The organism is Desulfoglaeba alkanexedens ALDC (assembly GCF_005377625.1).
Taxonomy (GTDB): Bacteria; Desulfobacterota; Syntrophobacteria; order Syntrophobacterales; family DSM-9756; genus Desulfoglaeba; species Desulfoglaeba alkanexedens.
The window spans coordinates 2,246,342-2,257,890 of sequence record NZ_CP040098.1; the positions used below are offsets into that span (position 1 = coordinate 2,246,342).

At 61.5% G+C, this 11,549-nt stretch carries 11 protein-coding genes; 4 read left to right on the forward strand and 7 right to left on the reverse strand.

Annotated elements, in window-relative coordinates; translation table 11 throughout:
• Window positions 1-567: 567 nt before the first annotated feature.
• From bamD to trxA, 3 genes are all read right to left on the reverse strand, one after another.
• The gene (gene bamD / locus FDQ92_RS10190) at window positions 568-1,338 is read right to left on the reverse strand and encodes an outer membrane protein assembly factor BamD (RefSeq protein WP_137424713.1); all 771 of its coding nucleotides are present in this window, start codon (window positions 1,336-1,338) and stop codon (window positions 568-570) included.
• 58 nt (window positions 1,339-1,396) lie between these two features.
• Window positions 1,397-2,338, reverse strand: coding sequence for a thioredoxin-disulfide reductase (trxB, locus tag FDQ92_RS10195; RefSeq protein WP_137424715.1), 942 nt, complete (start codon window positions 2,336-2,338; stop codon window positions 1,397-1,399).
• Between the two features lie 79 nt (window positions 2,339-2,417).
• Window positions 2,418-2,750, reverse strand: a complete 333-nt coding sequence (gene trxA / locus FDQ92_RS10200) for a thioredoxin (RefSeq protein ID WP_137424717.1) — start codon at window positions 2,748-2,750, stop codon at window positions 2,418-2,420.
• A gap of 207 nt (window positions 2,751-2,957) precedes the next feature.
• Between trxA and radA the strand changes: the two genes are divergently transcribed.
• Window positions 2,958-4,340 carry a DNA repair protein RadA gene (gene radA / locus FDQ92_RS10205; protein ID WP_137424719.1) on the forward strand — a complete coding sequence of 461 codons (1,383 nt, stop codon included), beginning with the start codon at window positions 2,958-2,960 and terminating at the stop codon, window positions 4,338-4,340.
• Here radA and mtnA read toward each other — a convergent pair.
• On the reverse strand, window positions 4,318-5,367 hold the full coding sequence (mtnA, locus tag FDQ92_RS10210) for an S-methyl-5-thioribose-1-phosphate isomerase (RefSeq protein ID WP_137424721.1): 1,050 nt from the start codon (window positions 5,365-5,367) through the stop codon (window positions 4,318-4,320). The genes radA and mtnA overlap by 23 nt on opposite strands.
• 30 nt (window positions 5,368-5,397) lie before the next feature.
• On the reverse strand, window positions 5,398-6,822 hold the full coding sequence (gene gatB / locus FDQ92_RS10215; RefSeq protein WP_137424723.1) for an Asp-tRNA(Asn)/Glu-tRNA(Gln) amidotransferase subunit GatB: 1,425 nt from the start codon (window positions 6,820-6,822) through the stop codon (window positions 5,398-5,400).
• 281 nt (window positions 6,823-7,103) lie between these two features.
• Between gatB and sucC the strand changes: the two genes are divergently transcribed.
• Both sucC and sucD read left to right on the forward strand, forming a co-directional pair.
• On the forward strand, window positions 7,104-8,267 hold the full coding sequence (sucC, locus tag FDQ92_RS10220; RefSeq protein ID WP_137424725.1) for an ADP-forming succinate--CoA ligase subunit beta: 1,164 nt from the start codon (window positions 7,104-7,106) through the stop codon (window positions 8,265-8,267).
• Window positions 8,268-8,279: 12 nt separating this feature from the next.
• On the forward strand, window positions 8,280-9,146 hold the full coding sequence (gene sucD / locus FDQ92_RS10225) for a succinate--CoA ligase subunit alpha (RefSeq protein ID WP_137424727.1): 867 nt from the start codon (window positions 8,280-8,282) through the stop codon (window positions 9,144-9,146).
• Here sucD and FDQ92_RS10230 read toward each other — a convergent pair.
• On the reverse strand, window positions 9,143-9,517 hold the full coding sequence (locus tag FDQ92_RS10230) for a winged helix-turn-helix domain-containing protein (protein ID WP_137424729.1): 375 nt from the start codon (window positions 9,515-9,517) through the stop codon (window positions 9,143-9,145). The genes sucD and FDQ92_RS10230 overlap by 4 nt on opposite strands.
• A 146-nt stretch (window positions 9,518-9,663) precedes the next feature.
• On the opposite strand from FDQ92_RS10230, the gene FDQ92_RS10235 reads away from it, so the two are divergent.
• Complete coding sequence (locus FDQ92_RS10235) at window positions 9,664-10,911, forward strand: molybdopterin molybdotransferase MoeA (RefSeq protein ID WP_137424731.1); 1,248 nt, start codon at window positions 9,664-9,666, stop codon at window positions 10,909-10,911.
• A 31-nt stretch (window positions 10,912-10,942) separates the two neighbouring features.
• Here FDQ92_RS10235 and FDQ92_RS10240 read toward each other — a convergent pair whose 3' ends face one another.
• Complete coding sequence (locus FDQ92_RS10240) at window positions 10,943-11,539, reverse strand: UpxY family transcription antiterminator (protein ID WP_137424733.1); 597 nt, start codon at window positions 11,537-11,539, stop codon at window positions 10,943-10,945.
• Window positions 11,540-11,549 lie beyond the last annotated feature (10 nt).

Sequence of the window (11,549 nt, forward strand, 5' to 3'; positions counted from 1 at the left end):
CAGAGCTTGGGAACGAGGGGAATTCTATTTCCCCTCCCCTTGTGGGAGGGGATTAAGGGGAGGGGAATGTAACTGACTGACATACGTTAATTTCCTCACCCTCACCCCAACCCTCTCCCATCAAGGGAGTGGGGGATTTTTTGACCTTGTTCCCAAGCTGTACCTTCCACCTTGTTCCCAAGCTCCAGCTTGGGAACGAGGGGAAGCGGAGCTGATGCGCTTGCTGCTTCAAGGCCATCTGGATTTACCTCAGAGGGACACCCTGGATGTCGTTCTAGAAGATCCGCACCCCCCATTTATCGAGAAGATACACTCACGGCACATGAAACTCATAGGCGATAGTGAAATCCGTGCGTCTTGATCGCGAGGCTGAGAGCGGTGCTTCTTTGTTTAATGGGGTATTAAGGGCGATGGTTCCCGCGGGCAGGTTCCATTTACACAAATCGTCGCGCTCAGACTCATACCCGATCGCGCTTTGCATTGTCAAGCCAATTAATGGGGAGCCGCGGGCGGGCGGCGGTTTTTCGAGGCGTCGATCGGCGGACGTGCGGTTGGTCCAACGGCGGGTTAGAAACCCAGGCGTGTCCAGACGCTCCTCCCATCTCCTTCCTTGTTGAGATACTCATCGCAGTGAGCCATCATCTGTTCCAGTTCTTCCGTATAGCCCAGCTCCTCCACCGCCTCGGGGTAGGCCTCCAAAAGCGCCGTTATCCTCAACTTGGCGGCTCGGTACTTTTCCATCCGGTAGTAGACCCGGCTCACGTTGTATTCGTGAGTCGCCAGGCGCTTGCGGCATTCCAGGATCTTTTCCTGGGCCTTGGCCCGGTACTCGGACTCGGGAAAGGCTTCCGTCAGCCGCCTGAACGTTTCCATGGCGAGCCGCGTTTCTTCCTGGTCCCGGTCGACGGAACGGGCGGACAGGAAGCGGCACATGCCCAACTGGTAAAGGACATAGGGAACAACTTCGTTTCTGGGATGAAGACGGATGAACTCTTCGTAGGCGAGGGCGGCATCCGCGTATTCTTCGCGATGGAAGTGGGCGTCGGCCACCTTAAGTTCCGCCAGGATGGCGTACTTGCTGTACGGGTAACGCTCCTTGATTTTCTGGAAAGCCTTCAAGGCGTCGCCGTAGTCCTTTTCCTGCATCTTCTGCACGCCCTCCCAGACCAGTTGTTCGGGCGTCTGCTCGACGGTATCACCGCTTCCGAAAGTGTCACCGAAGTAGTACTGGAGAAGCGATGAACCGCACCCGCTCAAGGCGACTGCGGAAGCGGCGAGAAGCAGGAGGAGGAGGAATCCCTGCCGTACGGTGCGCTGGCGATCGCGGAAGACCGGCATGTGTGGACTCTCCAATGGATAGCGACCCGGTGGGGATGCGCCACGGACGTTGGGTCTGTCAGGCCTTGTGGTTCAGACTCTCCACGTAACGGCCGGCGTTGAAGGCCGCGGTGGCTCCGTCGCCGACGGCCGTGGCGATCTGCCGGAGGGCCTTGGACCGGATGTCTCCCGCGGCGAAGACGCCAGGAACGGAAGCGGCCATTTCGGTGTCGGTGACGATGAAACCCTGGGCGTCTCTCGCCACTTGCGGCGGAATAAAATCGGCGTTGGGGATCAAGCCGACAAAGATGAAGACCCCGGGAACGTCCAGCGGCGCAGTGGCACCCGATTGAACGTCCTGGAGGATGAGCCTTTCCACTCCCTGGTCGCCGCCCTGAATTTCGGTGACGATTTGATTCAGGTGAAAGGTGATCTTGTCGTTCCTTTCCGCTTCTTCCTGGATGACTCGGATGGCGCGGAAGTCGCCGCGCCTGTGGATGATGTGCACCCGGGTTGCGAACTTGGTTAGATAAAGCGCCTCCTCCACGGCCGTATCGCCGCCTCCCACCACCGCCACTTCCATTTCCCGGTAAAAAGGGCCGTCACAGACGGCGCAGTAGGAAACGCCCCTGCCGGTGAAGGCGCGTTCGCCTTTTACGTCCAGCTTTCTGGGCGCACAGCCCGTCGCGATAACGACGGACTTGGCGAAAAGGGTGCCGGTGTCCAGGTGAACGGCTTTCACCTCGCCGTCCAGTTCCAGAGCCCGAACTTCCCCGCTGCGGTGTTCCATGCCGAATCGCTTCGCCTGGGCGCTGAACAGCTCCACCAGTTCGAAGGCCGTGACGCCCTCGGGAAACCCCGGGTAATTGTCCACCTTTTCATAGGTGAGTAACTGCCCGCCGAGGCCCAGCTTTTCGACGAGCACACACTTGAAGCGGGCCCTGGCGGCATAAAGGCTTGCCGTCAGTCCAGCGGGTCCGCCGCCCAAGAGGACAATGTCGTACACGTCGTTGCCATTCATGGGATATTCCATCAGGGGAAGCAAAGGGCCTCAGCCAACGATGAGTTGGATGAGGCCGAAGATGAGAGGCGCAGCGGCATCAAGCGATTGCTTTGTCCACGGCGGCCGCGATTTGGGACTTGGCCACGGCGCCCGTGATCTGCTCAGTGACGTTGCCACCCTTGAAAATGATGAGCGTAGGGATGGCTCGAATCCCGTAACGGGCCGGGATTTTCGGGTTGTCATCCACGTTGCACTTGGCCACTTTAAGCTTGCCGGAATATTCCGTGGACAGATCATCTATAACAGGGGCGATGGCCCGGCAGGGACCGCACCAGGGTGCCCAGAAATCGACCAGCACGGGGATGTCGGACTGTAACACTTCCTGTTCGAAACTGCTGTCGCTGATTTCGATGATGTTTTTCCCTGCCATAACTACTGCCTCCCTGAAAATGCGGCAAAGGGTCACCTGACCAGGACCGGATCGCCATCTACTCACGAACATTCATGAAAGAAGGATTTACAACTTGAGGCACTATAGACCATTCTTTTTTTGCTTGTCAATTGTCCAATCCGGAAAATTTAACCGCGAAACGACGGATCCGGGGGAGCCCGGCGGATGGTATGGAGGGACCTCGAGATGGCAAAAGGTGTGATCTTCCGCTGCCGTGAATGCGGGCACGTGAGTCCGAAATGGATGGGGCGCTGTCCCGATTGCCAGACCTGGAATTCCCTGGAACCTCAGGCGGTTTCCAAGACGTTGAGGGGTGCGGCGGGCGGATCCAGCGGCGCCGCCCGAAGGCCGACGCTCCTTGCGGATGTGCCTCAGGCCGACGAACCCCGGTTGCTCTCCGGGGTCGGCGAATGGGACCGGGTGCTGGGTGGAGGGCTGGTCGCCGGATCCCTGGTGCTGCTCGCAGGGGATCCCGGCATCGGGAAATCCACCCTGCTGCTCCAGGTGCTCGGACGCATGGCGGAACGGGTTCCGGTGCTCTACGTTTCCGGCGAAGAAAGCCTCCAGCAGTTGCGGCTGCGTTGGGACCGCCTCCAACTTCCCGCCGGAAGGCTTCATGCCTTCGCCGAAACGACCCTGGACGCGGTGGAAGAGGCCCTGGGAGCCGATCCGCCCGTGGTCCTCGCGGTGGATTCCATTCAGACGATGCAATGGGACGCTGTGGAAAGCGCCCCCGGTTCGGTCGCCCAGGTCCGCGAATGTGCAGGGCGGCTCATGCGCCTTGCTAAGGAACGCCGGATCGGCGTCTTCATCGTCGGTCACGTCACGAAGGAAGGAGTCATCGCGGGTCCCCGGATGCTGGAGCACCTGGTGGACACCGTGCTCTACCTCGAAGGCGACCGCAGCCATGCCTTCCGGCTGCTGCGCGCCGTGAAGAACCGCTTCGGGGCGACCAACGAAATCGGAGTGTTCGAAATGAAGGAAACCGGGCTGCAGGAGGTGGCGGATCCGTCGCGCTTTCTTCTTGCGGAGCGACCGATCGACGTTTCCGGATCCGTAGTGGCCTGCACCATGGAAGGATCGCGGCCCCTTCTCGTGGAACTGCAGGCCCTGGTCACGCCCACCGGCTGGATGCAGCCCCGGCGGACCAGCATAGGCGTGGATGTAAACCGGCTGTCGCTCCTCTTGGCCGTCCTGGAAAAGAAGCTGGGGCTGAACTTTTCTCAGCAGGACGTGTTTGTCAACGTGGCCGGCGGCGTCCGACTCATGGAACCGGCGGCGGACCTTCCCATTATCGCGGCGCTCATGAGCAGCGTTCTGGACCGCCCGCTTCCCCCCGACCTGGTGGCCTGGGGCGAAGTGGGGCTTGCCGGTGAAGTCCGGGCCGTGGGCCACGGAGACGCCCGCGTCGTCGAAGCCGTGAAACTGGGCTTCCTTCGGCACCTCATTCCCGCAGGAAACGCTGAACGCCTGCCGCCCGGCCGGCACATCGACCCGCTCCCGGTCCGATCGCTCCGTGAAGTCCACGAGCGGCTTTTTTCGGCCGTTACGCTTCCAGTGCCTTCTTGATGGTGCGCTTGAAGGGCCTTCTGAGGACCCCCACCTCCGTGATGATGCCGGTGATCAGTCGGTTGGGCGTGACGTCGAAGGCTGGATTCAGGGCGGCCATGCCCTTGGGGGCCACGGCTCGGCCGTTCCAGTGCGTCACTTCCCGGGGATCCCGTTCTTCGATGGGGATGGACGAGCCGTCCGCAAGGGCCGGGTCGATGGTGGAACGCGGCGCCGCCACGTAGAAGGGAATGTCGTTGGCCTTGGCGAGAACCGCCATGGTGTAGGTGCCGATCTTGTTGGCCGTATCGCCGTTGGCCGCGATCCGGTCCGCCCCCACCACCACCACGTCGATCCGCTTTTGGTGCATGAGGCTGCCCGCCGCGTTGTCGGTGATGAGGGTGGAAGGAATGCCTTCCACCATGAGTTCGTAGGCGGTGAGGCGGCTCCCCTGGAGGAAAGGCCGCGTTTCGCATGTGTAGACGTGGATGGAGGAGTCTTCGGCGAAGGCGGCGCGCACAACGCCAAGAGCCGTACCGTAGTCGGCGGTGGCCAGAGCCCCCGCGTTGCAGTAGGTCAGGATGCGGGCGCCCGACGGGACGATCTTCCGCCCCCAGGCGCCGATGGCCCGGTTGGCGGCGACGTCTTCAGCCATGAGCGCTTCCACCTTTTCACGGATGAGCCTTCTCAGCTGGAAGACGTCGGCTTCCGGGTTTTCCACGACCACGGAATAGACCTTTTCGACGGCCCAGCTCAGGTTGTTTCCCGTGGGACGAGCTTCTTTGACCTGCCGGCAGAGACGTACGAACTTGCGCCGAAAGGTTTGTGGGTCGGCGGCTTTGAGGGTCAGAGCGCCCAAGGCCAACGCGGCTGCCCCGGCTATGCCCACCGCCGGTGCGCCTCGTATGGCCATGGTCTTGATGGCGCGGATGACCTGCTGCGGCTCAGTGCACCTGAGCACCACCCGTTTGTGCGGCAACAGCCGCTGATCGATGATGGCGACGACGTCGTCTTCCCAGTAAATGGGACGAAGGGATGATTCGGGCATCGAAGAGACCTCCGGCTTGCCTGCAACGGTTCAAAGCAGCTTGCGCAACAGTTCGTTCACCCGTTGAGGATTGGCTTTCCCTCGGGTTTTTTTCATCACCTGTCCCACGAAAAAGCCCATGAGCTTATCCTTGCCGCCCCGGTATGCTTCCACTTCCGCGGGGTTCTCCTCAAGGACATCCAGGATCACGGCCTCCAGGGCGGTTTCATCAGTCACCTGCTTCAGCCCCTTTTCTTCCACTATGGCCGCCGCGGATTTGCGGGTCGCGTACATGTCTTCGAAAACCGATTTCGCCATCTTGCCGCTGATCACGCCCGAAGCAATGAGCTTCAGGAGCTCGGCCAGGTGTTCCGGCGGGACGGGACAGTCGCGGATGTCCCGTTGGTCGCGATTGAGTTCTTTCAGGAGTTCCGACATGATCCAGTTGCTCACCGCTTTGGGCTGCGGGAACGTCTTGACGGCCGCCTCGAAGTAGTCGGCCAGGTTCCTGGAGGAGGTGAGGACCTGCGCATCGTAGGGGGGCAGACCGTAGTCCCGGGCGAAGCGTTCCCTTTTTGCTTCGGGGAGTTCGGGAAGCGTCCGGCGCACGGCTTCAATCCAAGCCTCGTCGATGGCCACCGGCACCAGGTCGGGATCTGGAAAGTACCGGTAATCGTGAGCCTCTTCCTTGCCGCGCATGCCCACCGTGACGCCGCGGGACGCATCCCAGAGACGCGTTTCCTGGACGATGGCTTCACCTCGCTCAAGAAGCGCGCGCTGGCGCCGTTCTTCGAATTCCAGGGCCCGCTGGACGTTTCGGAAGCTGTTCATGTTCTTCAGTTCCGCTCTCACTCCGAACCCGGTTGATCCCGCGGGTCGAAGCGAAATGTTGGCGTCGCAGCGGAAGCTGCCTTCTTCCATGTTGCCGTCGCAGATTTCCAGGTAACGCAGGATGTCCCGCAGGGTTCTGAGATAGGCGGCGGCTTCTTCGGGGGTGCGCAGGTCCGGTTCGCTCACGATTTCGATAAGCGGCACGCCGGTGCGGTTGAAGTCCACGTAGCTCACCGGCTGGTTTTCGTCATGGATGAGTTTGCCGGCGTCTTCTTCCATATGAATGCGGGTGATGCCGATGGTCCGTGTCCCGTTTTTCGTTTCGATCCGGACGCGGCCTCCGGTGGCCAACGGCCGTTCGTACTGTGAAATCTGGTATCCCTTAGGAAGATCCGGGTAGAAGTAGTTCTTCCTGGCGAACTGACAGACCGGAGCGATCTCGCACCGGGTCGCGAGCGCCATCTTCATCGCGAATTCCACTACCCGGCGGTTGAGCACCGGGAGGACTCCGGGCATACCCAGGCATACCGGGCAGGTGTGGGTGTTGGGTTCCGCTCCGAACTGTGTGGAGCAGCCGCAGAAGATCTTGCTTCGGGTCAACAGCTGAGCGTGAACTTCCAGTCCGATGACGGTTTCGTAATGCATGCCGGTTGCCTCGTCGCTAGGGTCGAAACGGTGCGTGCTCGGTCTCTCGCAGGGGGTCGCCTGCCGGGCGTGAGTCGATTCCGTTTGTAACACCAAAGAGTCGACCGCATCAAGCCGAACTCCTTACCGCGGCGGGGGAAAGAGGTTTTGACTTTGTGCGGTTTTTCTTCTATTGAATACAACCGGTTTGTGTGCGCTCAAGGCTTTTTGGGGTTGGGGCGGACCCTTGGGGGTCCGGGCGCAAGGCACGCTCACGATTCATCCGGCAGAAGAGGGGAACGATGAAGATTCACGAATATCAGGCGAAAGAGCTGTTTGGGAAGTACGGTGTGCCCATTCCCCGCGGAAAGGTCGCCTTCAACGTGGACCAGGTCAAGGAAGCGGCGGCCGAACTGGGGAGGTTCCCCGTGGTGATCAAGGCCCAGATCCATGCCGGGGGTAGAGGCAAAGGCGGAGGGGTGAAGCTGGCGCGGACCGAAAAAGAAGTGGCAGAGGTGGCTTCTAACATCCTCGGCATGACGCTCGTGACCCATCAGACCGGCCCTGAAGGCCGCTTGGTCCGAAAGGTGCTCGTGGAGGAAGGACTCGCCATCCAGAAGGAGCTCTACCTGGGCATGCTGCCGGATCGGGCTACGGCCAAGATCGTCATCATGGCGAGCGAAGCCGGAGGGATGGACATCGAGGAAGTGGCCGCCAAGACCCCGGAGAAGATCATCAAGGTCTTTGTGGATCCGTTGCTCGGCTTGCAGGGTTTTCAGGCGCGACAACTGGCGTACGGCTTGAACCTCCAGCCCGAATTGGTCAAGCTTTTCATTCCCATGGTGAACCGGATCTACAAGCTTTTCGTGGATAACGACTGTTCGCTCGTGGAAATCAACCCGCTGGTGATCACCGATGACGGGAAGCTGTTGGCCTTGGACGCCAAGATGAACTTCGACGACAACGCCCTGTTTCGCCATAAGGACCTTCTGGACTACCGGGACCTGGACGAAGAGGACCCGCTGGAGGTGGAGGCGTCCCGGTACAACCTGAACTACATCAAGATGGACGGCAACATCGGCAACATGGTCAACGGGGCCGGCCTGGCCATGGCCACCATGGATCTCATCAAGCTGGCGGGGGCTGAACCGGCCAACTTCTTGGACGTGGGAGGCGGCGCCAGTGCGGAGATGGTGGAAAACGGGTTCCGGATCATCCTGAGCGATCCCAACGTGAAGGGCGTGCTCATCAACATCTTCGGCGGGATTCTCCGTTGCGACGTTCTGGCGCAAGGCGTGGTCGAAGCGGCCAAAAAGGTCGACGTCAAGGTCCCGGTGGTCATCCGGATGGAAGGGACGAACGTGGAACAGGGCCGGGAGATCCTCAAAGCCTCCGGGCTGAATCTCATCGTGGCGAAGGACCTCAAAGACGCCGCCCAAAAAGTTGCGAACATCGCGAAGAGCTAGAAAGGGGACGCCATGAGCATCTGGGTGGACGACAATACTCGAGTGGTGGTTCAGGGGATTACGGGCCGGGAAGGACAATTTCACACGCGTCAGTGCGTGGCGTACGGCACCCGGGTGGTTGCGGGGGTAACGCCTGGAAAGGGCGGGCAGAAAATGGACGAGATCCCGGTCTTCAACACCATGGTGCAGGCCGTGGCCGAAACCGGAGCCAACTGTGCGCTGGTGTTTGTGCCGCCGGCCTTCGCGGCGGACGCGATCCTCGAAGGCATCGACGCCGGGCTGCCGCTCATTGTGGCCATCACTGAGGGCATCCCGGTCCTGGACATGATCCGCGTCAAGAACTACCTGAAACAATCCGGTTCGCGCCTCATCGGACCCAATTGCCCTGGAATCATCACTCCCGGAAAGGCCAAAGTCGGGATCATGCCCGGTCCCATCCACAAACCCGGCGCCGTGGGCGTCGTCTCCCGCTCTGGAACTCTCACCTACGAAGTCGTCCACCAGTTGACGCTCCAAGGGATCGGCCAGAGCACCTGTGTGGGTATCGGCGGCGACCCGGTGAACGGAACCAACTTCATTGACTGCCTGAAAGCCTTTCAGGATGATCCGGAAACGCAGGGAATCGTCATGGTGGGGGAAATCGGAGGAAACGCCGAAGAAGACGCCGCCGATTTCATCGCTCGGGAAGTGACCAAGCCGGTCGTGGGTTTCGTGGCCGGCCTTACAGCTCCTCCGGGGCGGCGCATGGGCCATGCGGGGGCTATCATCAGCGGCTCCAGCGGCACGGCACAGGCCAAGATAGAGGCCATGAAGAAGGCGGGGATCCATGTCGTGGAAAACCTGGGAGAACTGGGCGAAATCGCCAAGAGCGTTTTCTAGCGTTCATCGCCGGGGATACCCGGGGTGAAAAGATCCTGAAAAAGGGAGTCCGCCGCGGTTTCGGTGAGGGCTTGAAGGCGTCGAAACCGTTCGATCATGAGTTTCCCGAGGGGGGTGAGCTCGGAGCCGCCCCCCCGGGTCCCGCCCACTTTCCGGGTCAGCAGGGGCCGGCCGAGACGGTCTTCGGTGGCCTTGATCTTTCCCCAGACCGCCCGGTAGCTCATGTGCAGCTCTTTGGCGGCGCCCAGGATGGAGCCGTGGCGGTCGACCGCGTCCAGGATGCGCAGGCGCCCGCTCCCGAAAACGATGTTCCCTTCCTCGTCTTCAATCCAGATCTTCGAACGGACCGAAAAGCGTTTCAATGGGTTCATAACGGCCGGCCCCCGGGTCCGCAGTCGAAAGAACGCAACTTTGTTGAATTTTCACACAGGAAGGCGGTTCCGGTCAACGCGGAGGTTCGTCCGCCGGTTTCGGCCGCGCTCGAGCGACAGGGTGGCGGCCGTTTGGGGTCACGCAGATGACGCAGTTTTTGAAAGTCAAGACCGCCGAGGAGGTCCTGTCCATCATCGCATCGCTTCCGGCGCTTTCCGAGGAAGCGGCGGATCTTGACCTGGCGCACGGCCGTGTGTTGAGCCGCCCGGTGGAGGCACCAGAGCCGGTTCCTCACTTTCCAAGGGCGACCATGGACGGATTCGCCGTGCGGGCCCGCGACACCTTCGGGGCGTCGGAATCGCTCCCGGCGCTGCTCGAAGTCTCCGGCGAGGTGCTGATGGGCAGGGAGCCCGACGTCCGGGTGGAATCGGGTCGGGCGGCGATCATCTCCACGGGCGGCATGCTCCCCGAGGGAGCCGACGCCGTGGTCATGGTGGAGCACACGCAGCCCCTGGACGAGCGGACCATCGAGGTGACGCGCCCCGTGGCTCCGGGAGAAAACGTGCTGCAGGTGGGCGACGACCTTCCCCGGGGGCGGGAGGCGCTGCCCGCCGGCCGAAGGCTCCGCCCCCAGGACCTGGGGGTGCTGGCGGCTCTCGGCGTGAAAACGGTCCAGGTGGTCCGCCGGCCCCGGGTGGCCGTCGTTTCTACGGGGGATGAAATTGTACCGGCTGAAACGGCGAGCCTGCCCAAGGGCAAGGTACGGGACATCAACACGTGCGTCGTTGCGGCCCAGGTGGCGGAAGCGGGAGGTGAAGTGGGGCGTCGTGCCATAATCATCGACGACCTGGATCGACTCGCCGCCTTTTGCCGCGATGCCCTGGAAGACCACGATGTGCTGCTGCTCTCCGGAGGAAGTTCGGTGGGCTCCCGTGACCACACCCTGAACGTTCTGGACCGCCTCCCCCAATCGGAGCTGCTCGCCCACGGCGTCGCCATCCGACCGGGCAAGCCCACCATCCTGGCCCGGGTGGGATCCAAGTGCTTCTGGGGGCTTCCAGGACAGCCGGCTTCGGCCATGATCGTCTTCACCGCCTTCGTTCGCCCCTGCCTGGAGCGGCTCCAGGGGCTCCGCTGGGATTCGACGATCCGCCGTGCGAACGTCCGAAGAGCCGTACTGACGACCAATCTTCCTTCCGTTCACGGGCGGGCCGATTACGTGCGCGTGGCTCTTGACGAAAAAGACGGCATCCTCCTGGCCGGTCCCGTTTTCGGCAAATCCGCCATGATCAGCACGCTGTCCCGGGCCGACGGCTTCGTGGTCGTCCCCGAACACGTGGAAGGCTTCGACGCGGGAAGTGAAGTGGACGTCTTCCTCTTCGCAGGCGGATGAAAGACGGGGCCGGCTGAGCGCCGGCCGGTCCTTACGGCGGATCGACGGGACTCACGTCTTCCATATCGAGTTCGATGCTAACCGAGCGCCGGATCACGTCCACGCTCACCACCAGCTTGCCCTTTTTCGGGTTCCGCCGCACGAGAATCCCCACACAGCCTTCCAAAGGGCCGCGGACGACGCGGACCCATTGCCCTTCTTTCAGATAGGGATGAACGGTAAGGTTCTTCACCTGTTCCAGTATGGTTCGCAGGCTGTGGATCTGATGATCGGGGATAGGCACGGGGCCTTCGGTGTTTCTCAGAATGTAAACGGTCCCAGGGATCTTCACGATTTCCACGTGAGTCGCGTAGTCCAGACAGGTGTGGATGAAAATATAGCCGGGGAAGAGGGGTACGTGGATGCGCGTGCGCCGGTCTTTGCGGGAGCTCCAGCGCTCGGTCAGCGGCAGAAAATGCGGGATCGCCTTCTGGCTCAATTGGAGGGCGACTTTCTTTTCGTGGTTCACCCGGACGTAGAGGGCGTACCACGTGGATCCGGGGACGACCACGGGTGAGGCTTCACCAGGGGATGCGAGAGCCTTTCCGTTCTCGTAGGCTTTGCCTTCGGGTCGATGATCTTCGATCATGACGCTTGCT

Coding starts and splice junctions, on each gene's coding strand:
- FDQ92_RS10235 (WP_137424731.1), top strand. CDS start 9,664: ATGACGCAGTTTTTGAAAGTCAAGACCGCCGAGGAGGTCCTGTCCATC.
- bamD (WP_137424713.1), bottom strand. CDS start 1,338: ATGCCGGTCTTCCGCGATCGCCAGCGCACCGTACGGCAGGGATTCCTC.
- trxA (WP_137424717.1), bottom strand. CDS start 2,750: ATGGCAGGGAAAAACATCATCGAAATCAGCGACAGCAGTTTCGAACAG.
- FDQ92_RS10230 (WP_137424729.1), bottom strand. CDS start 9,517: ATGAACCCATTGAAACGCTTTTCGGTCCGTTCGAAGATCTGGATTGAA.
- radA (WP_137424719.1), top strand. CDS start 2,958: ATGGCAAAAGGTGTGATCTTCCGCTGCCGTGAATGCGGGCACGTGAGT.
- mtnA (WP_137424721.1), bottom strand. CDS start 5,367: ATGCCCGAATCATCCCTTCGTCCCATTTACTGGGAAGACGACGTCGTC.
- gatB (WP_137424723.1), bottom strand. CDS start 6,822: ATGCATTACGAAACCGTCATCGGACTGGAAGTTCACGCTCAGCTGTTG.
- sucC (WP_137424725.1), top strand. CDS start 7,104: ATGAAGATTCACGAATATCAGGCGAAAGAGCTGTTTGGGAAGTACGGT.
- FDQ92_RS10240 (WP_137424733.1), bottom strand. CDS start 11,539: ATGATCGAAGATCATCGACCCGAAGGCAAAGCCTACGAGAACGGAAAG.
- trxB (WP_137424715.1), bottom strand. CDS start 2,338: ATGAATGGCAACGACGTGTACGACATTGTCCTCTTGGGCGGCGGACCC.
- sucD (WP_137424727.1), top strand. CDS start 8,280: ATGAGCATCTGGGTGGACGACAATACTCGAGTGGTGGTTCAGGGGATT.